This window comes from Phocaeicola sp. HCN-6420, from assembly GCF_037890145.1.
Lineage (GTDB): Bacteria > Bacteroidota > Bacteroidia > Bacteroidales > Bacteroidaceae > Phocaeicola.
In genome coordinates, this window is record NZ_JBBKBJ010000027.1 from 1 (window position 1) to 21,988 (window position 21,988).

A 21,988-nucleotide genomic window follows, 5' to 3' on the forward strand; every position below is an offset into this window, starting at 1 on the left:
TTATAATTTTAGCTTAATTCAAAGAATCGAGAAAGTTATTAGGTCGGGATTTAGATTAAATAATAAGTATAAAAAACATAAGTAACCAGATAAAATTAAATGATATAGCATTGGAGATGAATTTTTACAAGTTAATGTTAGAAGTGCTATATTCCTAAAATACCGATGTTATCAATTAAATGAGAGAGAGAAAAATTAACTGATTCAAGAAAACATTATAGTATTTAGTTATAAATATTATGATTCGAATATTATTGAGGAAGTTATTTTTCTCTTTTATTTTTATCTGAAGGTGTAATATAATCGTAATCAATCTGTAAGTAAATCATCAATTAGGCGTAATCTGTGCGAAATACTGTCATCCTATTTTTGCATCAGAAAAAAATAAGATAACAAGGATGATTGATACGAACAAGATTTTTCTGACAGCTTCTGCTGTAATTTTAAGTGTCAGTGCACATGCTTTTACAATAAAAGGAGTGGTCATAGACAATTCGACGAAAGAACCGCTGATTGGAGCGACTGTTCAAGTAGGAGGTACTACAACGGGAGTTATTACCGATGTCGACGGACGTTTCGAAATTAATGACATAAAAGGTAAGTCGTGTGTACTAATTGTACAGTATGTTTCGTATAAGACTCAGGAACTGACTGTTCAGAAAGGGCAGAAGGAGGAATTGGTTATTGCACTTTCTCCCGACAATCAGCAACTTGATGAGGTTACAGTGGTAGCCAAAAAGAATTTGGAAAATGAACGTGCGCTGATGATGGAGCGGCAGAAATCAAGTGTCGCTATAGAAAATATCGGTGCTAAGGAAATGAGTGCGAAAGGTATTTCCAACGTAGAAGAAGGCGTCAAGAAAATAACGGGTGTTTCGGTAGCTTCAGCGGGACAGATAATCGTACGCGGGCTGGGCGATCGTTATAGTACGACTACTTTAAATGGTCTTCCGATTGCGTCACCTAATCCGGACCATAAGTTGATACCGCTTGATTTGTTTCCGGCTTCTACAGTAAAGAATATTACAGTAAGTAAAGTATATGAAGCAAATACTTTTGCCGATTATTCGGGAGCCCATATCGATATTGGTACGAAAGAGCAGACAGGTGAAGACTTTTTCAGCCTTTCGTTTAATACCGGAGGAAAGTTTAATACTTTAGGAAAGGATACCTACCGGATGGATCACGACGGTACCTTGTTTAAAACTCCTTCGCTGGATAGTAAGCTGCGCGATATGGAGCTTATCGATTTTGAAGAATATGCAGTAAAAAATAAATTGTTTAATACCAGTTTCGACGTGTCGAAGAGTAAGGCATTGCCAGAGTTTGGCGGAAACATCGGATTTGGAAAGACATTCGACATGAACAATGGACATAGTCTTAGTTTGCTCGCTTCGATGGGAGTGAGCAATGAACAGCAGACGATGCTGGATGCTGATGTCCGTACATTGGAAGCTACTGGCAGTACTTTGAATGATTTTAATTATGACAGTTACTCCAATGAATTGAAAATAGCCGGATTAGGTAGCTTAGGATATAATTTTCGAAAGCAAGATCAGGTTAACTATACATTCTTTTATGCTCGTAATGCAATAGACGACTATATGCATCGTGAAGGTTACGACTACGAGGATCATAATCTGATAGGAAGTAATAATGTGACGCATATCTATACGCTTCAGAATCATCAGTTAAGTGGAAAACATTTCTTTGGTGAACAATGGAGCTTGAACTGGGGAGGCTCGTACAGTAAAACAGCAAGTAATGAGCCGGACCGTAGGCAGATTATGTTTATTCGTGAGGGGAATGAAATAAATCTTTTCAAACTGAACCGTCAGGAAACCATGCGTTACTTTGGAACACTTGACGAAAAGGAATGGGTTGGAAATCTGTCGGGTGAATATAAGTTTGGTACGCAAAATAAGTTACAGGCTGGATTTACTTATAAAGACAAAAGTCGTGATTATGCGTCTACAAGATTTTACTATAACTTGAATAAGCTTAATCCTGTAATCGGGAGTGAAGATGCCGTTTATACTCCTTCTGATTTCCTGAATCAGGGAGTGATTGAAAATGGGCAAGTGTCTATAACGCGTTCTCAGCAACCCAAAGACAGCTATACGGCTGGAAACAAAATTTATGCTGGTTATATTTCGGCAGACGTTTATCCGATGGAAGCATTGCTTGTAAATGTGGGGTTACGCTATGAGAACAGCAGGCAGTGGGTAAATTATGCCGAAGATGGTGGCAAGATGCAGCGCAGGGATTTGAACTGCAATGATTTGTTCCCAGCCATGAATCTTCGTTACCTGCTCAATAAGAAAAACAGCCTTCGTCTTTCATTTTCCCGTACGGTAACTCGTCCTTCGTTTATTGAGATGGCTCCCTTCCTCTATCAGGAGTCATATGGTTCGGCGCAAATCCGAGGTAATGCTGATTTGCAGAACGGCTATAACTATAATCTTGACTTGCGTTATGAATATTTCGGTGAGGGGGGCGATATGTTCTCGGCTACAGCTTACTACAAGCATCTGGAAGATCCTATTGAGCAGATACAGCAGTTATCGGGAGGAGCTACTATTCATTCGTTCCAGAATGCCAGCAATGGTATGGCAACAGGTGTGGAAGTAGAGTTTCGAAAAGAGTTATTGAAAGATTTTCGTCTGGGAGCTAATGCTTCATTTATGTATACCGATGTGAAGCTTCCTGAGGGTGGGGCTTATACCAATACACAACGTGCATTGCAGGGAGCATCTCCTTATTTGGTGAATGCGGATGTTACTTATAGCCCGAGTCTGGGAGAAGTGAAGCAATTGAGTGCTGCATTGGTATATAACTTACAGGGACCTCGCATTCAGTCGGTAGGTATTTCCGGTTTGGGCGATGTGAAGCAGCAGCCCGTGCATACAATGAATTTTGTCGGAAATTTTAAGTTTAATGAAAAAGTTGCGGTAAAGTTGCAAATCAATGATTTGTTGAATCAGCCGGTCGTCTTTAAACAGGAAGTTCCATCTACAGGTGAAAAGGTGGAAGTGGAACGTTTCAAACGTGGTACTAACTTTGAGATAGGTATTACATATAATCTATAAATAAATCAATAGAATAGATTTTAATAATTAATTTAAAGCATTTGATTATGAGAAAAAATTGGAAATTGGCAACAATGGCATTGGTTGCAGGTATGACTCTTTTTACAACATCTTGTAGTGATGATGATCCTGCTGAAAATACAGGAATCGGTGGTGATACTGACGATGCTTATGTGCTCGACAAAGATATTACAGAAAATGTGACATTGGAAACGGGTAAAAATTATACGCTCAACGGAGGTATTCATGTTAAGCCGGGAGCAACTCTGACTATTCAGCCGGGTGTGACTATTACTGCTAAACATGATGAGACAGTTGACTATATTCTTGTAGAACAAGGTGCCAAGATTGATGCACAAGGTACTGCATCTCAGCCAATAGTCATGACTTCTGAAAAGAAGGAAGCTGGTGCATGGGGTGGTTTGCATATTTGTGGATATGCTCATACGAATAATGGTTCAGGTAGTTCTGAAATAGGAAATGCACCTTATGGTGGCAATAATGATGCTGATAACTCGGGTACTTTGAAATATATACGCTTGGAGTATACAGGATATGCTTTCGATGAAGAGCACGAGGCCAATGGTGTTTCTTTCTATGGCGTAGGTAATGGAACAACAGTAGAACATTTGCAGGCTTATAAAGGTTCGGACGATGGCTTTGAATTTTTTGGTGGTTCTGTAAATGTAAAATATATGGTTTCTACTAGTTGCAGCGATGATTCTTTTGACTGGACTGAAGGTTGGAATGGTAAGGCACAGTTCTTGGTCGCTTATCAGGAAGAGCCGACTTCACTGGGATATGATTGTGACTGCTTGATGGAATGTGATAATAATGGAACTAACTTTGCGGCTACTCCCGTTGCTCATCCAGTTATAGCGAATGCTACGCTGATTGGTAATGGAGGAGATGCTCAAGGTGTACGTTTGCGCGCCGGAACGGAAGTTGAACTTTATAACACAATTATAACAGGTAAGGGGAAAGCACTGAGTGTTGAAACTGATGAAACAGAAAATGCTTTGAAAAATGGTACTTCGAAACTGGAGTATGTTGCAATCGCTGGTGAGCTTTCTTCTAAACAAGGAATTTATACAAATGCGGATTTTGCTCAGGCAACAGGTAATTTGGACAATCAGACATTTACATGGAGCAACAACTATGTAGGTACACTTGATGGTGGAAAAGATTTGTCGGCCGATAGCTTCTTTACTAAAACTGATTATAAAGGTGCTGTGAAGAGCGGTGAAGACTGGACATCTGGATGGACACTGTGAAAGTGTTTTTGATAAGGCATACAAACTTCTGCTTTTTACGGAGGCTATCTCAAGTTGAAAAAAAATGAGATAGCCTCTCTTTTTGTATATATGCTGATTGGTTGTCTTGCAGAGTTTGACGTGGTTACTTTGACAGTGAAGTTATGTCTTTCGTAATGACTTTATTCGCCTTCTTCCATTTTTTCGTCTTGACTCAACAGGCGTGAAGAAATTTTTTTCTTGGGAGTGATGCCAAGTTCCCTAAGCATTTCGGCTTGGCGGATAACATTTCCTTTTCCTGTAGAGAACTGGTTCAGAGCCGTATCGTAGGCATTGGACGTAGCTCGTAGGCTTTCACCTATCCGCTCGAAAGTTTCAGTGAAGCTTACCAGCTTTTCGTAAAGGGCAGTTCCTCTCTTTACGATTTCTCGTGTATTCTTTTCCTGATATTCCCGTTTCCATAAATCGAGAGCCAGACGCAAGGCGGCTATCAGGTTGGTAGGACTCATCAGGATAACTTTTTTCTTGTAGGCATAGTTCCATAGGTTGGGATCTGTCTGAAGCGCAAGTACGTAAGCTGGTTCATTGGGAATGAACATCATGACAAAATCCAGTGACGACAAATTATATTTGGAGTAATCTTTTTGACTGAGCTCATCGATGTGTGCTTTTACTGATGAAAGATGAGCTTTTAGATATTGTTCCTGTTCACTGCGTTCTGTACTTCCTATATAATTGGTATAGGCGGTAAGCGATACTTTAGAGTCAATGATTACTTGTCGGTTGTCAGGGTATTTCACTAATACGTCAGGCTGTAGGCGCTGTCCGTTTTCGTTGCGCAGAGGATTTCCGTGTTCATCTTTCAGAAATTCCTGACGGAAGTATTCTTCACCTTCTCTCAGACCGGAGTTTTCGAGAATTGACTCCAGAATCATTTCTCCCCAGTTACCTTGTGTCTTGGAATCTCCTTTCAACGCACGCGTCAGGTTATTGGCTTCGTCGCTGATTTGTTTGTTCAGTTGTACCAGTTCTTTTATCTTGTCTTCCAGCGAGAAACGCTGTTTCGATTCTTTATCGTACACCTCCGCTACCTGATGCTTGAACTCGTTCAGGTTTTCTCCGAAGGGTTTCAGCAGACTGGAAAGACTTTCGGAGCTAAGTTTGTTGAAAGTTTCGGTTTTCTGCTGGAATATTTTATTGGCAATGTTCTCAAATTCCAGATTGAATTGTTTGTGGAGGTCACTCATTTCCTCTTTCTGATGTTCGAGTTTATCTTCGAGTGCACGCTTTTCGGCCTGCAGCGAAGCCACCTGACGGCTTGCCTCTACATATTGTCGGGTTGTGTTTTCTACCTGATGTTGTATGCGCAGATTCTCTTCCTTGAGCTGTTCCAGTGTTGTTGCCGTCTGACGTTTTTCTGCTTGTAGCAGTTCTTCCTGATGAGTTACCTGCAAGTGCAGTTGCGTTTTCAGTGCATTCAATTGGCGGGAAGCTGCCAGATACCCCAGCACTCCTCCTATTATAAACGTAAGAATAAGGTAAAGTATTTCCATGTTTTTGTTGTACTATGATTATTTTCAGCGTAAAGATACTGCTAAACTTTTAACGGGAAAGTGACTTACATTTATATTTTTACTGGCGAATAAGTCTTATCCTTTGGCAGAAGTGTCAGATTAATCAGGACTATTGTCAGAAAAAATGTGACAGATTGTCACAATAAATCTTGTGGCACGTTTTTAGTAAGTAGTAGGGTGTCCGTTAAAGGGCATAATAAAATGTATATATAACAAGTAAAAATATAAAGACTATGAACATTAAACCATTAGCAGACAGAGTTCTGATTCTTCCGGCTCCTGCAGAAGAAAAAACAATCGGCGGTATTATTATTCCTGATACAGCGAAAGAAAAACCGTTGCAGGGTGAAATTGTGGCAGTAGGAAATGGCACAAAAGACGAAGAAATGATATTGAAAGTGGGCGATACTGTATTATATGGTAAATATGCTGGTACAGAAATCGAACACGATGGCGTTAAATATCTGATGATGCGTCAGAGTGACGTTCTCGCAATTTTGGGATAATTCATTAGTTGAACTTTTAAAACATTTAAGATTATTATGGCAAAAGATATTCTCTTCAACATTGATGCTCGCGATCAGTTGAAAAAAGGTGTAGACGAACTGGCTAACGCCGTGAAAGTGACACTGGGTCCGAAAGGACGTAACGTTATCATCGAAAAGAAATTCGGTGCTCCTCATATTACAAAGGATGGTGTAACAGTGGCTAAGGAAGTAGAACTGAGCGATCCTTTCCAGAACACAGGTGCGCAGCTGGTGAAGTCGGTGGCTTCGAAAACTGGAGACGATGCGGGCGATGGTACAACAACTGCTACCGTATTGGCTCAGGCTATCGTAGGCGTAGGCTTGAAAAACGTTACAGCCGGTGCAAACCCGATGGACTTGAAACGTGGTATCGACAAGGCAGTTGCTAAGGTTGTAGAATCAATCAAGTCACAGGCTGAAACTGTAGGCGACAACTATGATAAGATTGAACAGGTTGCCAGCATTTCTGCAAACAACGATCCGGTTATCGGTAAGCTGATTGCTGATGCTATGCGTAAGGTTTCTAAAGATGGTGTTATCACTATCGAAGAGGCTAAGGGTACAGATACTACTATCGGTGTAGTAGAAGGTATGCAGTTCGACCGTGGTTATTTGTCAGCATACTTCGTAACTGATACAGAGAAGATGGAGTGTGTAATGGAACATCCTTACATCTTGATTTACGATAAGAAGATTTCTAACTTGAAAGATTTCTTGCCTATCTTGGAACCGGCTGTTCAGAGTGGACGTCCGTTGCTGGTTATCGCAGAAGATGTAGATAGCGAAGCATTGACAACATTGGTTGTAAACCGTCTGCGTAGCCAGTTGAAGATCTGTGCTGTGAAGGCTCCGGGCTTCGGCGATCGTCGTAAAGCCATGCTGGAAGATATCGCCGTATTGACAGGTGGTGTCGTTATCAGCGAAGAAAAGGGCTTGAAACTGGAACAGGCTACTTTGGAAATGTTGGGTACTTGCGATAAAGTAACTATTACAAAAGAAAATACTACTATCGTAAACGGTGGTGGTCAGAAGGAATTGATTCAGGAACGTATCAACCAGATTAAGGCTGAAATGAAGAATTCTACTTCTGATTACGATAAAGAAAAACTGCAAGAACGTCTGGCTAAATTGTCAGGTGGTGTAGCTGTTCTTTACGTAGGTGCTGCCAGCGAAGTAGAAATGAAGGAAAAGAAAGACCGTGTAGACGATGCATTGTGCGCAACTCGTGCAGCTATCGAAGAAGGTATCGTTCCGGGTGGTGGCGTTGCTTACATCCGTGCAATCGATGCTCTGGAAGGCTTGAAGGGTGATAATGCAGATGAAACTACAGGTATCGAAATCATCAAGCGTGCTATCGAAGAACCTCTTCGCCAGATTGTTGCCAACGCTGGTAAGGAAGGTGCAGTAGTTGTTCAGAAAGTTCGTGAAGGTAAAGGCGACTTCGGATACAATGCACGTACTGATGTTTACGAACACTTGCATGCAGCGGGTGTTGTAGATCCTGCCAAGGTTACTCGTGTAGCTCTTGAGAATGCAGCTTCTATCGCAGGTATGTTCCTGACTACAGAATGTGTTATTGTAGAAAAGAAAGAAGAAAAAGCTGATATGCCTATGAGCGCTCCAGGAATGGGCGGCATGGGTGGTATGATGTAATCTTCCCCTTTCCATATAGAGTAAGAACCTCTCATCCTGAATTTAATTCAGGGTGGGAGGTTTCTTTTTTTATTATACTTAAGTATGTGACTTATTGTTTGGGCGTATCTACAGGTTGGTGTGGTAACTGTATTTCGAGCCCCTCAATTTTTGCTGATATGAATTAGATGTATAAACTGTTTTGTATATCTGATTTTTTTTATAACTTTCCCATAGTGAAAATAAAGTAGCGAGGAAATTTATTATGACAAAAGAAGAATTGATGCGTAAAGCAATAGACCTTTCGGTACAGAATGTTGCCGAAGGTGGTGGACCGTTTGGGGCTGTAATAGCCAGAAATGGGGAGATTATAGCAATGGGTGTGAACCGGGTGACTCCCGATTGTGACCCGACAGCACATGCTGAAGTAAGCGCTATTCGTACAGCGGCTAAGATATTAGGTACTTTCGATTTAAGTGGTTGTGAGATTTATACATCGTGTGAGCCTTGTCCGATGTGCTTGGGAGCTATTTATTGGGCTCATTTGGATAGGATGTATTATGGAAATAGTAAAAAAGATGCGGCAAAAATCGGGTTCGACGATGCATTTATTTATAAAGAACTTGACTTGAAACCAGAGGACCGCAGACTGAAATCGGAAGTATTGCTGCCAGAAGAGGCTATTAAAGCTTTTCAGGAGTGGGAGAATAAAACGGATAAGGTAGAGTATTAATCTACTTAAAAAATGAAAGCACCACCGATTACATTGATTGAATTATTGATTACAATGTAATCTGTGGTGCTTTTTTTGACACACAGCTTATTAAATTTTTTATTTGCTTGTAAATTACATTTTCATTTGCTTTTCCGGTGTGCTGATTGATCAGTGCTGTTATCGTGTCATGGTTTCCCAAGGTTTCAAATGGTTTTCTTCCATTGTCAGGAAACTCTTTACGAATATTCTTTTTAGTTTTTTAATCATCTCTAGTTGTCTTGTTTTTATGTTTTGCAACACAAAATTAGGCGTTTTAGAGATATGTTGTTATGTTGTAAAGCAGAAAAATATAATTGTTCTGTTTAATTCTTGATGTAAATCAATTTAGATTTATATACACCTTTAAGAAATGTTTGAAAATTCAGTTAGAACTTCAGTCGAAGAAATTCACTTTCAAAGTTAGGAGTGAATATACCTTTCCCTAAATTATTTTTGATTTCAGCCAAAGACCAAAATCGGCCTCCATCTAATTCTTCACTTGGTAAAATTTCTCCATCATAAGTTGTACGGTGACTGAATACCAGTTCTTTTTCTCTGTCTGATTCGAATACATAATGAGTCAGTAACTTTGCTGTAAAATCGGTGATGCCAAGCTCTTCTCTTGCTTCACGTTTTAAAGCTATTTCTACACTTTCGCCCAAGTCGACATGTCCTCCTACCGAGGTGTCCCATTTTCCTGGTTGAATATCTTTCCATGCCGGTCGTTTCTGCAAGTATAATTCTCCTTTCGAATTGAAAACATGCAGGTGTACTACCGGATGAAGTAGCTTACTGCCGCTGTGACATTCTTTCCGGGTAGTAGCTCCGGTTATATTACCTTCTTCGTCCACGATGGGAAACATTTCTTCATTATTGTCGAGCATAGTTTGTTGGATTAAATTAGACGTTGCAAAGATACGGAATTTTGTCGAAAAAGAGCCATGAGAGATATTAAACGCTTGGACGACAAAGGGCCATCATGCTCTGATAAACTTATCTATCACTAAATGCTTGTTGAAAGATGAATGTATGATTCATCCGATAAGAATGGGCAAGATATGAAAATACCCTGCTACAACTGCATGAATATATTTGTTTATATATATCAGTAAGTGTGTAGCAGGGTACTCTCTTATAGTTTGAAATACAATTTATTCCTCTTTCATCTTTTCATCAATAGCTTCTATCTTTTTCAGGACAAGCTCCATTTCACCTTTCAGGCGTTCTATCTTACGAGTGATTTCGGTAACCAAAGTATTACCCTTTTTAGAAGCAGACGACAAGAAACCTAAATTATTTTCGTAGGTTTGGATATCATTTTTCAGGCCTTCGTATGTACGGACAAGCTTTTCACGGTCACGATATAAGTTATCACCCTTGCTCAGTCCCGATTTGAAATTGCTGAGTTTCTTTTCGGAAACCGAAATATTCAGTCGGTCGAACAACTTGTCTATCAAGCCATGAAATTCGTTATACAAACGATCTTTTTCTTTAAATGGGACATGGCCTATACTATTCCATTCCTTCATTAAGGAGCGAACTTGTTCAGAGGTAGCATCATCTGTAGCACCAGAAGCATTCAGTACAGCCAGTTGCTTGATGATTTCCTCTTTCTTTGCCATATTTTCCTGTTCGACAGAACGCTGCGAAGAAGTTGCTTTGTTCTTTTGAGCAAAGAAATAGTCGCATGCCCCGATGAAACGTTTCCATACCGCATCGGAATGCTTTTTGGCAACCGGTCCAATGGTTTTCCATTCTTTTTGCAGTTTGGTCAGTATTTCTGCAGTTCCTTTCCAGTCGGTACTATCTTTCAAGGCTTCAGCCTTTTCGCACAATGCTTTTTTCTTTTCAAGATTTTCGGCCATGCTTTCCTTTACCGATTTGAAGAAGGCTGCTTTACGTTTAAAGAATTCATCACATGCTGCACGGAAACGCTCGAAAATCTTTACATTCATTTTCTGCGGAGCATATCCGATAGTCTTCCATTTAGCCTGTAAGGCAAGAATTTCTTGCGTTTTATCCTCCCAGTCGGCGAAAGTCTTGAATGTATCATACTCCATTGATTCCACAATTTCGCAGATGACAGTCTTTTGGTCAAGGTTATTTTGTTCCTTTTCCTTCAGTGCTTCGAAGTGTTGCTGATGACGACGGTTTACGACCGAGGAAGCAGCTTTAAAGCGTGCCCAGATACTTTCACGAAGTTCTTTTGCAACAGGACCGATACTACGGAACTCCTGATGCAGTTTCTGTAATTGATGGAAAGCAGATACGACATCCGGTTCTTCAGCCAGCTTTTCAGCAGCTTCGCACAAATAAGTTTTCTGTTCCAGATTCTTTTTAAAATCATATTCACGGAATTCATTGTTCAGCTTTACCATATCGTAAAACTTCTCCGTATAGAGCTGGTAAGTTTTCCACAACTCATTGACTTTTCCTACAGGAACCTGTTTGATGTCATTCCATTGTTGTTGAAGCTGTTTGAATTCATTATAGATTTTCCCTGTATCTTCTGTATTGTCGATCAGAGATTTCATCTTATCGAGTATATCCAGTTTCTTTTTCAGGTTTTCTTCTTTTTCCTGTTCGAGTTCCGCTGCCATAACGCTACGTTTCTCTTTGATGGAACTCATTATTTCCTTAAACTTTGCTTCCAGCGGGTTAGGGGTGGGAGTAAAATCATCTGGGTTTCCGCCTTGCTCAATAAAGTTTTTGCGTGCTGTATCTTGCTCGGTTTTATGCAATTTGTAAAACGTTTGTTTCAGGTAGTCTATTTCTTGTTTGTCTGCCTCGCAGGCATTGTTGTTGATTTCTGTCAAACGCTCTATCACTTCTTCCTGGGTCTGTTTGGGAGGATACTGCGTTTTTCCATCATTTTCAACAGTAGGAACCGAAGTCTCGGGAGTATTTTCTTCCGGAATTTCAGTTAATGGGCGGGTTGTTTCATTTACTTCCATCGTATTTAGATTTTTAAGAATTATGTCGGCTTATCTTAGTCCGTAGTTACAAATTAAAAGAATAAAATCTGATTTTTACTATATTTTTCTAAATTTTTTTTGCAATAGAGAAGAATTTTATGGATTTCTTAGAAGAATAGAATACATGGAGACTACAAAAGAATAAAAATGTGCGAGCCTCCATATATATAAATCTATAAACGTTTCTTTAGGAGAGTAATACGGTAATTCCCATATACATCATCATACCGATAATATCGTTGGTAATCGATATAAACGGTCCGGTGGCAATAGCGGGGTCCACTTTCAGTTTTTCCAATGTCATGGGAACAAGTGTTCCGAAGATAGAAGCAAACATGACTACGGCAAACAGGCTGATGGATACCGAATAGCTGACTGTGGCGGTTGCTCCGAAACGAATGAAGTTATAAATATATACCAACATTGAAATGATAGTTGCATTGATAAGGGCAACTACCGATTCTTTTACTACCTGCTGAAAAGTATTTTTTGAATCGAGAGAGCTGTTTGCAAGTCCCTGTACGACAAGTGCCGATGACTGTGTACCCACGTTTCCCCCCGTACCACCGATAAGCGGAATGTACAGAGCCATTTCCGGATGTGCAGCGAAGGTCGAATCGAAATTTCCCAGAATCATGGAATTTCCGATACCTCCCAGCATACCGATGAGCAGCCAGGGCAGACGTGCCGTTGTCTGGCGGAATACATTATCGTGCGATTCTACGTCCTGCGACAAACCGGAAGCCAACTGATAATCTCTTTCAGCCTGTTCACGAACCTCATCCATTACGTCGTCTACCGTGATACGTCCTACCAGACGTCCGATGCTGTCGATTACCGGCACTGCCACTAAGTCGTACTTTTCGATGACCTGCACCACTTCATCCAGCGGCGTATCTACGTGTACCGAAATCGGATCTTTTTTCATCACGTGCTTTACTTTCGAAACCGACGGGCTGGTAATCATTTTCTTCAACGGGAATACGCCGCGCAGACGTTCGTCGTCGTCCACTACATATACGTAGTAAATCTCATCCATATCTTCTGCCTGTATTCTCATTTCACGAAGACATTCCGGCATACTCCAGTTCTCGTTTACGATAACCATTTCCGTACCCATCAAACCACCGGCAGTATCTTCGTCGTATTTCAGCAAGTCGACGATATCACCCGCCTGTTCGATGTCTTCGATGTGCGAAAGAATTTCTTCCTGCTTGTCCTCGTCCATGTCACGGATAATGTCTACCGCATCATCCGAGTCCATGTAGTCGACAAAGCGTTTGGCGATGGTTTCCGACGGCAGGACCTCGAGGAACTTCTTACGGGCATCCTCGTCCATTTCAATCAATACATCGGCTGCCTTTTCATTGTCGAGAAGCAAGTAGATGGAACGCGCCTCTTCTGCATCCAGCTCGTTGCACAATTCGGCAATATCGGCAGGATGCAATCCTTGCAGAAGTTCTTTCAGTTCATCCGATTTCTTTTCCTCGATGAGTTCTGATACTTTTTTGATTTCTTCGTTTTCCATACCTTACTCGGTTGCGAGTGCCTGTTCCACCCGGTTGGTCAATTCTATGAAGTCTGCTACCGACAGCTGTTCCGGACGCTTGTTGAATATCGGATCAGCACTAAGCGGATTACCCTTTTCCAAAATCGGAGAAATGGAGTTGCGCAATGTCTTGCGGCGCTGGTTGAAAGTCGTCTTCACTATTTGCTTGAACAACTTCTCATTGCATCCCAGTTCCGTCGTTTCATTTCGCGTCATTCGTATCACAGCACTTTTTACCTTGGGAGGCGGATTGAATACGTGCTCATGTACTGTAAACAGATATTCCACCTTATACCACGCCTGAATCAGTACACTCAGAATGCCATACGTCTTGCTCCCCGGACCGGCAGCGATACGTTCTGCCACTTCCTTCTGTATCATTCCCGTACAGCAGGGTATCAAATCTTTGTAATCGAGCATTTTGAAAAATATCTGGCTGGAAATGTTATATGGATAATTCCCGGTAAGGACGAAAGGTTGTCCGTCGAACAATGCCGATAAGTCCATTTTCAAGAAATCCTGTTCGATGATATTATCTCCCAGTTCCGCGAAATTTTCCCGTAAGTAGGCAACCGATTCAAAGTCCAGTTCCACCACTTTCACCGGCCTTCCCTTGGGAATAAGAAACTGCGTCAATACTCCCATACCCGGTCCTACTTCCAGTATAGGCAGGTCGGGGCAGGTATCCACTGTATCGGCTATGTCTTTTGCTACTTGAAGGTCTTTCAGAAAGTGCTGTCCTAAAAACTTTTTCGGTTTAACTAATTTCATTCGCGTATGTATTTTCTCGATATAAATAAAGATTTATTCCGGCAAGATATTATCTTTGCATCGTGCAAATTTAAGCATTAATCTTTAATAAATGATTAGGTTTTGGAACGAACTGATATAAAAAAGCTCATAAATAAGGTCTTTCAGGTAGCTTTGCCTTTGGTTCTGGGGGCAGTTATTTTATTGTGGACTTACCATGGATTCGACTTTCGGCGCGTGTATGAGGTTATGGACGGAGGAATGAATTATGGGTGGATGCTTTTTTCGCTTGTTTTTGGCGTTTTCGGACATTTATTCCGCGGATGGAGGTGGAACCTGGCGCTGGCTCCACTGGAAGAACATCCCAAGTTGTCGAACAGTGTATATGCCATATTCATAGCCTATGCAGCCAATCTGGTTCTTCCGCGCGTTGGAGAAGTGTCACGCTGCGGTGTACTGGCAAAATACGATAGTGTTTCTTTTTCCAAATCGCTGGGAACTGTCGTTTCCGAGAGGCTGGTCGATTCTGTTTGTGTATTGCTCATTACGACCGGAACTCTGCTGTTGCAGTCGGGAGTCTTTGCCCGCTTTTTTCGTATAACAGGTACCGACGGAACTTTTTTTCTACATCTGTTCTCGTCGACAAACTTTTATATTACTCTTGTCTGCATGGTTGCTGCGCTGATATTGCTGGCTTGGCTGGTACGCAATCTTGCCATTTTTGCAAAAGTACGGGGCATGCTGAAAAATGTCTGGCTGGGCTGCTTGTCCATCCGTAACGTAAAGCATCCGCTTTTGTACATACTTTACACCATAGCTATCTGGGTATGCTACTTTCTTCACTTCTATTTGACGTTTTATTGTTTCGACTTTTCAGCCGGACTGGGCTGGGTTGCCGGAATGGTATTGTTCGTGGTAGGAAGTATTGCCGTCATAGTTCCCACTCCGAACGGAGCCGGACCGTGGCATTTTGCCGTCATCACCATGATGATGATGTATGGCGTAAGTAAGGAAGATGCAGGAATATTTGCACTTTTGGTACATGGTATTCAAACCTTTTTATTAATTTTGTTAGGAATATATGGACTGGTGGCTCTGCCGCTTACAAATAAAAATAAAACTAAAACCTATGAGTGAAATTCTTTCTCTGGCTCCACAGAATGTGTGGAAGCATTTTTATTCGTTGACTCAAGTGCCTCGTCCGTCAGGACATCTGGCTAAAGTTCAGTCGTTCTTACTGGAGTTTGGTAAGAATGTAGGTGTTGAAGCTTTTCAGGATGAGGCCGGAAACATTATTTATCGCAAGCCTGCCACTCCGGGTATGGAGAATCGTAAAACCGTAATCTTGCAGGCGCATATGGACATGGTGCCGCAAAAGAACAAAGATACACAGCATGATTTCGAAAAAGATCCTATTCAGGCTTATGTAGACGGTGAATGGGTGAAAGCAAAAGGCACTACACTGGGTTCCGATGATGGTATGGGTGTGGCTGCTATTATGGCTGTTATGGAAGATAAAACCCTGAAACACGGTCCGCTGGTTGCTCTGATTACTGCCGATGAAGAAACAGGCATGTATGGAGCTTTCGGCTTGAAGCCGGGAACTATTGAAGGCGATATTTTGCTGAACCTCGACTCGGAAGAAGAAGGTGAACTGTATATCGGCTGTGCCGGCGGTGAAGACTTGACAGCTACGCTGGAATATAAGGAAGAAGAAACCGATCCGGAAGATGTAGCCCTGAAAGTTACTTTGAAAGGTCTGCGTGGTGGTCATTCCGGCATACAGATAGGCTGGGGACATGCCAATGCAAATAAACTCATGGCACGCTTCCTGAATCAGGTTATTGCTTACGATGAGGCTTGTCTGGTATCGTGGGAAGGCGGTAACATGCGCAACGCCATTCCTCGTGAATGTGAAGTTGTAATTACTGTTCCCGAAACAGAAGTAGACGATGTGCTGGCATTCGTAGGTGAGTGCGAACAGGTATGGCGCGATGAATTTGCAACAATCGAAGACGGTCTGAGCTTCAAGGCTGAACGTGTGGAACTGCCGAAGTACATGGTTCCTGAAGAAATCCGCGATAATCTGGTAGATGCTATCTATGCATGTCCTAACGGAGTAGAACGTTTCATCCCGACTATTCCTGATACAGTAGAAACTTCTTCAAACCTTGCTATCGTCGAAATAGCCAATGGTAAAGCTGCCGTTAAGGTATTAACCCGTAGTTCTCGTGAGTCGATGAAGGATTACCGCAATACGGCTATCGAAAGCTGTTTCTCTATGGCGGGTATGCACGTAGAACGTTCGGGCAGTTATTCGGGCTGGGAACCGAATGTAAATTCTCCTATTCTGCACGCCATGAAAGAATCGTACAAGGCTCAGTTTGGTGAACTGCCGGAGGTGAAGGTCATTCATGCCGGACTGGAGTGTGGTATTATCGGAGCTGTTGTTCCGGGACTCGATATGATTTCGTTCGGTCCTACCTTGCAGTGTCCGCATACTCCGGAGGAACGTTGCAACATTCCTTCAGTAGCCAAGTTCTACGACTTCCTGACTGCCACACTGGCAAATACTCCTGAAAAGTAATTCTTGAGATATGCAGAGCCTGTCCCGCTGATTGATGTTCATCATCGGGGCAGGCTCTTTTTTTGTCTTCGTCCTGCTTGTAACAGAAACGTGCTTTTCTTTTAATTCTTATTTCCGCAAATACCTTTTCAAGCCCCTGCAAAACCGTTTTGTTTTTTGTACAAAAAACAAAAACGTTTGTACAAATTTTCAGAAAACGTCGGGACGTTTTTCCGCATTTGTCGGCATGTCTTTTAAAAACGTCACCAGCGTTCGATGGGTTACATACGGTTCTTCTGACTCTCTCAATAGTGTAGAATAAATGTCTTTGCAGATAAAATAATTTCATTACATTTGTAAACCTGTCAACTATTTGGCGGGGATATGCGTTGTTATCTGTAGTCGCAGGTAAATAATATCATTAGGTAAATTCAGAAAATATGCAGACGATACTGATTGTAGAAGACGAAAAGCGAGTGGCCGACCTGCTGAAAGCCGGACTGGAAGAAAATGGTTACCAGACAATGGTGGCATACGACGGGGCTATGGGGCTGCGTCTTTTTCAGGCTTATTCTTTTCAGTTGGTTATTTCGGACATTATCTTGCCGAAGATGGACGGATTCGAGCTTTGCAAGGAGATTCGCCGCCTGAACGAAAAGGTGCCTATTCTGATGCTGACCGCTTTGGGGTCTACCGATGATAAGCTGGATGGTTTCGATGCGGGAGCAGATGACTATATGACGAAGCCGTTCGATTTCCGGGAACTGACGGCACGTGTAAGGGTACTGCTGAAACGAAATAAGGAAGTCGTAGCCGATACGCCTGAACAGATTGAGTATGCCGACTTGACAATCAATCTGAATCTCAGGGAAGTGAAACGACAGGGGAAAGCGATAAAGCTGTCGCCGAAAGAATACAACCTGTTGCTGTATATGGTTGAAAACGCAGAGAAAGTAATCAGTCGCGTAGAGATTGCCGAAAAGGTATGGAATACACATTTCGATACCGGAACGAATTTCATCGATGTGTATATCAATTACCTGCGAAAGAAGATCGACAAGGAGTTTGATGTCAAGCTCATTCATACGAAACCCGGTATCGGTTTCATTTTAACGGATAAGTTATGAAAATAAAGACGAAACTGACTTTACAGAATACGTGCGTTACGGCAGCCGTTTTTCTGCTGTGCATGGTATTGATTTATCTGGTAAGCGAACATACACGCAGCAAGACGTTTTTCCATGACCTGAAGAGTGAGGCTATTACAAAGGCACATTTGTTTCTTCAGAATCAGGTCGATGCGCAGACCATGCAGTCTATTTATCTGAACAACAAGAAGTTTATCAACGAGGTGGAAGTGGCTGTCTATTCGGCCGACTTCCAGATGCTTTATCACGATGCGGTACAGAACGATATTATCAAGGAAGACCGTGCCATGATAGACCGTATTCTGAAGGAAAAAGATATGGAGTTCTATATTGGCAAGTATCAGGCTGTGGGAATACGTTATTCGTTCGGAGGAAAAGACTACATTGTAACGGCTGCTGCTTACGACGGGTATGGCTACGATAATTTGCTGGAGTTGCAGAAAACCTTAATTGTCTTATTCGTTGTCGGATTGTCGTTATTGTTTGCGGCAGGCTATTTCCTTGCCCGTGCGTCGCTGAAACCGATTCGCGATATCGTGAGAGAGGCAGAAACGATTACGGCATTGCACATTAACCGGCGGCTTCCTGTGAAAAATGAAAAAGATGAACTGGGAGAACTGAGTACGGCTTTCAATGCTTTATTGGAACGGTTGGAGGTATCGTTCAACTCGCAGAAGATGTTTGTCAGCAATGTGTCGCACGAACTGCGTACGCCGCTGGCAGCCTTGATAGCAGAGCTGGATTTGTCGTTGCAGAAGGAACGGAGCGGGGAGCAGTACAGGCAGGCAATGCAGAACGTGTTGCTCGATGCTCGCAGAATGACGAAGCTGATAGACGGCTTGTTGAATCTGGCGAAAGCCGACTATCAGAAGGAGCATATCAAGATGCAGGAAATCCGGCTGGACGAATTGTTGCTGGACGCTCGGGAGTTTATTTTGCGTGCTCATCCGGATTATCACATCGATTTGCTGTTCGAACAGGAGGAGGCGGAGGATGATCGTCTGATTACGGTGAAAGGGAATCTGTATCTGCTGAATATTGCTTTCTCGAACCTGATTGAAAATAACTGTAAGTATTCTGCCGACAAGTCTTCGTTTATCCAGATTTCTTATTGGGACAAGTGGACCATCGTACGTTTGTCGGATGCGGGCATCGGAATGTCGGAAGCCGACAAGCAGCATCTGTTTACCCTGTTCTATAGAGGGGAGCAGGAAAAGATGGCGGAAGGACATGGTATCGGCATGACGCTGTCGCAGAAGATTATTCATCTGCATCAGGGAAATATCAGTGTACATTCGGAGCAGGGCAAGGGAACGACTTTCGTCATTGAACTTCCGCATATATAGGTCTTTTCGGCCTTGGGTACGGCTATAGATAGAGTGGCATTAGAAAACTCATAGAAAAATTCTAATAGTTTTCTAATGCCACTCTAATTGTTTTCTAACTGTCTTGTTGCTGTGTCTTCTCTACTTTTGCAGCGTGAAAAAGATACATAGTAGTAACTTGTAAACGAAGTATGACAATGTGGAAGAACAAGAAGAGTAAGACACAGTTCGCTTTTAATGCCGAGAAGGTATTTTTGGCGGCAGCTCAGCCACTTGGCTCTGTATTCAGTTATTTTCAAACTACTCCGATGGGAATAAGCGTTGAGGAGGTTGAAGAAAGACAGTCGCTTTATGGCAAAAATGAGGTGGAACATGAGAAGAAGAAAAATCCGGTTTCTACTTTTATCAAGACGTTTATTAATCCGTTTATCGGTGTGCTGACTCTTTTGGTCATTATATCGTTTGTGCTGGATGTTTTGCTTGCCGATCCGGGGGAACAGGATTGGACGGCTATCATCATCATTTCCGTGATGGTGGTGTGCAGTGCTATTCTCCGTTTTCGTCAGGAGTGGAAGGCAAATATGTCGAGTGAAGCGTTGCTGAAGATGGTGACCAATACGTGTTACGTGAAGCGTGCCGGAAGTCACGACGAAGAAATCAGCATTGCCGAACTGGTTCCCGGAGATATTGTGATGATAGCTGCCGGTGACATGATTCCGGCGGATATCCGTATCGTTGAGGCAAAGGATTTGTTTGTCAGCCAGTCTTCGCTTACCGGAGAGTCGGATCCCATAGAAAAGTGTCCGGTGCCGAAAGGTGATAAGTATAGTAAGGGCAGTGTGGTAGAGCTGGACAACATTTGCTTTATGGGTTCGAATGTGGTAAGCGGTTCGGCTGCTGGAATTGTCTTTGCTACGGGAAACAATACTTACCTGGGAACGATTGCCAAAGGGATTATCGGACACCGGGCGGCAACGGCTTTCGACAAGGGCATCAGTAAGGTGAGTTTCCTGCTGATCCGTTTCATGCTGGTCATGATTCCCTTTGTTTTTCTGGTAAACGGACTGACAAAAGGCGACTGGCTGGAGGCTTTTATCTTTGCGGTATCGGTGGCTGTCGGACTGACTCCGGAGATGCTTCCGATGATTGTGACAGCCAATTTGTCGAAAGGGGCGGTGGCTATGTCGAAGAAAAAAACGATAGTGAAGGATTTGAATGCGATTCAGAATTTCGGTGCCATGAATATTCTGTGTACCGACAAGACGGGTACGCTGACATGCGATCAGATTGTATTGGAAAAATACATCAACGCCGATGGCTCAAGCGACAACGACAAGCGCATTCTACGCCACGCGTACTTTAACAGTTTCTTTCAGACGGGTTTGAAGAATCTGATGGACAAGGCCATTCTTTCGCATGTAAAGGAGCTTGATCTGGAACACTTGAAGGATAATTACAAGAAAGTCGATGAAATTCCGTTCGATTTTACTCGCCGGCGTATGTCGGTTGTGGTGGAAGATAAACAGGGTAAACGGCAGATTATCACCAAGGGAGCGGTAGAGGAAATGCTCGAAATTTGTTCGTATGCTGAATTTGAGGGGAAGGTGCAGCCTTTTATGCCCGAACTTAAACAGAAGGCAAAGGAAATCAGTGAGCAGATGAACAAGCAGGGAATGCGGGTCATTGCCGTGGCGCAGAAGAGTTATCTGGACAAGGAATGTAATTTCTGTGTGAAGGATGAGAACGAAATGGTGCTTATCGGGTATCTGGCGTTTCTCGATCCTCCTAAGCAGTCGGCGGCAAGTGCCATCCGGCAGTTGCACGAGCATGGTATTGAGGTAAAAATCTTGTCGGGAGACAACGATGCCGTGGTACGTACTATCGCCCGTCAGGTGGGCATTGAAACGGGAAATGCGCTTACCGGACCGGAACTGGCTGCAATGAGTGACGAAGAACAGCATAAGGCTGTCCGTGGAACGACGGTTTTCTCCAAGCTGACTCCAATTCAGAAGACGCAGATTATTTCCATCTTGCAGGATCAGCAGAATACGGTTGGCTTTTTAGGCGACGGCATTAATGATGCATCGGCGTTGCGTCAGTCGGATATTGGTATCTCTGTCGATTCGGCTGTAGATATTGCAAAAGAGAGTGCGGACATTATTCTACTGGAAAAGGATTTGATGGTGCTGGAAGATGGTGTACTGGAAGGCCGCAAGACGTTTGGAAATATCACGAAGTATATCAAGATGACGGCAAGCTCCAATTTCGGAAATATGTTCAGTGTTATGGCTGCCAGTGCTTTCTTGCCCTTCCTGCCCATGTTGCCTATTCACTTGCTTATACAGAATCTGTTGTATGATATTTCGCAGACTACCATTCCGTTCGACCGTATGGATGCCGAGTATCTGCGCAAGCCGCGTAAGTGGGATGCATCCGATTTGAGCCGGTTCATGATCTTTATCGGTCCGATCAGTTCGGTTTTCGATATTGTGACGTATCTGGTGATGTGGTATGTCTTTGGTTGTCATTCACTGGAACACCAGACACTCTTCCAGTCGGGATGGTTCATCGAAGGACTGCTTTCGCAAACCTTGATTGTACACATGATTCGTACACGGAAAATTCCGTTCATACAGAGCTGTGCATCCTGGCAGGTTACCGGTCTGACTTTCCTGATTATGGCTATTGGCATCATCATTCCGTTTACGCCTTTTGGAAGTTCCATCGGTCTGGAGCCTTTGCCGTTGAGTTATTTCCCATGGCTTATTGGCATCTTGCTTTCTTATTGTATACTGACTCAGCTTGTAAAAAACTGGTATATCAAACGATTTATAAAATGGTTATAA

15 protein-coding genes are annotated in these 21,988 nt (G+C 42.5%); 10 read left to right on the plus strand and 5 right to left on the minus strand.

Annotation, left to right across the window (positions count from 1 at the left end; translation table 11 throughout):
• Nucleotides 1–398: 398 nt before the first annotated feature.
• Both WKT12_RS13105 and WKT12_RS13110 read left to right on the plus strand, forming a co-directional pair.
• A complete protein-coding gene (locus WKT12_RS13105; protein ID WP_340319966.1) occupies nucleotides 399–3,089 on the plus strand; it encodes an outer membrane beta-barrel protein in 2,691 nt (896 codons plus the stop codon).
• Between the two features lie 47 nt (nucleotides 3,090–3,136).
• Nucleotides 3,137–4,363, plus strand: a complete 1,227-nt coding sequence (locus tag WKT12_RS13110) for a hypothetical protein (protein WP_340319967.1) — start codon at nucleotides 3,137–3,139, stop codon at nucleotides 4,361–4,363.
• 161 nt (nucleotides 4,364–4,524) lie between these two features.
• On the opposite strand, the gene rmuC is transcribed toward WKT12_RS13110, so the two are convergent.
• Nucleotides 4,525–5,895 carry a DNA recombination protein RmuC gene (rmuC, locus tag WKT12_RS13115; protein ID WP_340319968.1) on the minus strand — a complete coding sequence of 457 codons (1,371 nt, stop codon included), beginning with the start codon at nucleotides 5,893–5,895 and terminating at the stop codon, nucleotides 4,525–4,527.
• Between the two features lie 254 nt (nucleotides 5,896–6,149).
• On the opposite strand from rmuC, the gene WKT12_RS13120 reads away from it, so the two are divergent.
• From WKT12_RS13120 to WKT12_RS13130, 3 genes are all read left to right on the plus strand, one after another.
• Complete coding sequence (locus tag WKT12_RS13120) at nucleotides 6,150–6,422, plus strand: co-chaperone GroES (RefSeq protein WP_021971075.1); 273 nt, start codon at nucleotides 6,150–6,152, stop codon at nucleotides 6,420–6,422.
• A 36-nt stretch (nucleotides 6,423–6,458) separates the two neighbouring features.
• Nucleotides 6,459–8,096, plus strand: a complete 1,638-nt coding sequence (gene groL / locus WKT12_RS13125; protein WP_021971076.1) for a chaperonin GroEL — start codon at nucleotides 6,459–6,461, stop codon at nucleotides 8,094–8,096.
• A gap of 244 nt (nucleotides 8,097–8,340) precedes the next feature.
• Nucleotides 8,341–8,808, plus strand: coding sequence for a nucleoside deaminase (locus WKT12_RS13130; RefSeq protein WP_021971077.1), 468 nt, complete (start codon nucleotides 8,341–8,343; stop codon nucleotides 8,806–8,808).
• Nucleotides 8,809–9,215: 407 nt separating this feature from the next.
• Here WKT12_RS13130 and WKT12_RS13135 read toward each other — a convergent pair whose 3' ends face one another.
• From WKT12_RS13135 to rsmA, 4 genes are all read right to left on the minus strand, one after another.
• A complete protein-coding gene (locus tag WKT12_RS13135; protein ID WP_340319969.1) occupies nucleotides 9,216–9,713 on the minus strand; it encodes an NUDIX hydrolase in 498 nt (165 codons plus the stop codon).
• Between the two features lie 267 nt (nucleotides 9,714–9,980).
• Nucleotides 9,981–11,783: a DUF349 domain-containing protein gene (locus tag WKT12_RS13140; RefSeq protein WP_021970505.1), complete on the minus strand. Its 1,803-nt coding sequence runs from the start codon at nucleotides 11,781–11,783 to the stop codon at nucleotides 9,981–9,983.
• 208 nt (nucleotides 11,784–11,991) lie between these two features.
• Complete coding sequence (gene mgtE, locus WKT12_RS13145) at nucleotides 11,992–13,332, minus strand: magnesium transporter (protein ID WP_340319970.1); 1,341 nt, start codon at nucleotides 13,330–13,332, stop codon at nucleotides 11,992–11,994.
• Nucleotides 13,333–13,335: 3 nt separating this feature from the next.
• Nucleotides 13,336–14,124, minus strand: coding sequence for a 16S rRNA (adenine(1518)-N(6)/adenine(1519)-N(6))-dimethyltransferase RsmA (rsmA, locus tag WKT12_RS13150; protein ID WP_021970503.1), 789 nt, complete (start codon nucleotides 14,122–14,124; stop codon nucleotides 13,336–13,338).
• A 102-nt stretch (nucleotides 14,125–14,226) separates the two neighbouring features.
• Here rsmA and WKT12_RS13155 point away from each other — a divergent pair, with 102 nt between their 5' ends.
• The 5 genes from WKT12_RS13155 to mgtA all read left to right on the plus strand — a co-directional run bounded on the left by WKT12_RS13155 (nucleotide 14,227) and on the right by mgtA (nucleotide 21,988).
• On the plus strand, nucleotides 14,227–15,240 hold the full coding sequence (locus WKT12_RS13155) for a lysylphosphatidylglycerol synthase transmembrane domain-containing protein (protein ID WP_340319971.1): 1,014 nt from the start codon (nucleotides 14,227–14,229) through the stop codon (nucleotides 15,238–15,240).
• Nucleotides 15,233–16,690, plus strand: a complete 1,458-nt coding sequence (locus tag WKT12_RS13160; RefSeq protein ID WP_021970501.1) for an aminoacyl-histidine dipeptidase — start codon at nucleotides 15,233–15,235, stop codon at nucleotides 16,688–16,690. Before WKT12_RS13155 ends, WKT12_RS13160 begins: the two co-directional genes overlap by 8 nt.
• Nucleotides 16,691–17,109: 419 nt before the next feature.
• Entirely contained in the window at nucleotides 17,110–17,796 is a 687-nt protein-coding gene (locus WKT12_RS13165) for a response regulator transcription factor (RefSeq protein WP_340319972.1), read from the plus strand.
• Nucleotides 17,793–19,163, plus strand: coding sequence for a HAMP domain-containing sensor histidine kinase (locus WKT12_RS13170; RefSeq protein WP_340319973.1), 1,371 nt, complete (start codon nucleotides 17,793–17,795; stop codon nucleotides 19,161–19,163). The genes WKT12_RS13165 and WKT12_RS13170 overlap by 4 nt, the downstream gene beginning before the upstream one ends.
• A gap of 176 nt (nucleotides 19,164–19,339) precedes the next feature.
• Entirely contained in the window at nucleotides 19,340–21,988 is a 2,649-nt protein-coding gene (mgtA, locus tag WKT12_RS13175) for a magnesium-translocating P-type ATPase (RefSeq protein ID WP_340319974.1), read from the plus strand.

Excerpts from the sequence above, each read along its gene's own strand:
- WKT12_RS13140 (WP_021970505.1), bottom strand. The coding sequence starts at position 11,783 with ATGGAAGTAAATGAAACAACCCGCCCATTAACTGAAATTCCGGAAGAA.
- WKT12_RS13135 (WP_340319969.1), bottom strand. The coding sequence starts at position 9,713 with ATGCTCGACAATAATGAAGAAATGTTTCCCATCGTGGACGAAGAAGGT.
- WKT12_RS13105 (WP_340319966.1), top strand. The coding sequence starts at position 399 with ATGATTGATACGAACAAGATTTTTCTGACAGCTTCTGCTGTAATTTTA.
- WKT12_RS13120 (WP_021971075.1), top strand. The coding sequence starts at position 6,150 with ATGAACATTAAACCATTAGCAGACAGAGTTCTGATTCTTCCGGCTCCT.
- WKT12_RS13160 (WP_021970501.1), top strand. The coding sequence starts at position 15,233 with ATGAGTGAAATTCTTTCTCTGGCTCCACAGAATGTGTGGAAGCATTTT.
- rsmA (WP_021970503.1), bottom strand. The coding sequence starts at position 14,124 with ATGAAATTAGTTAAACCGAAAAAGTTTTTAGGACAGCACTTTCTGAAA.
- mgtA (WP_340319974.1), top strand. The coding sequence starts at position 19,340 with ATGTGGAAGAACAAGAAGAGTAAGACACAGTTCGCTTTTAATGCCGAG.
- WKT12_RS13170 (WP_340319973.1), top strand. The coding sequence starts at position 17,793 with ATGAAAATAAAGACGAAACTGACTTTACAGAATACGTGCGTTACGGCA.
- rmuC (WP_340319968.1), bottom strand. The coding sequence starts at position 5,895 with ATGGAAATACTTTACCTTATTCTTACGTTTATAATAGGAGGAGTGCTG.
- mgtE (WP_340319970.1), bottom strand. The coding sequence starts at position 13,332 with ATGGAAAACGAAGAAATCAAAAAAGTATCAGAACTCATCGAGGAAAAG.
- WKT12_RS13130 (WP_021971077.1), top strand. The coding sequence starts at position 8,341 with ATGACAAAAGAAGAATTGATGCGTAAAGCAATAGACCTTTCGGTACAG.
- groL (WP_021971076.1), top strand. The coding sequence starts at position 6,459 with ATGGCAAAAGATATTCTCTTCAACATTGATGCTCGCGATCAGTTGAAA.
- WKT12_RS13110 (WP_340319967.1), top strand. The coding sequence starts at position 3,137 with ATGAGAAAAAATTGGAAATTGGCAACAATGGCATTGGTTGCAGGTATG.
- WKT12_RS13165 (WP_340319972.1), top strand. The coding sequence starts at position 17,110 with ATGCAGACGATACTGATTGTAGAAGACGAAAAGCGAGTGGCCGACCTG.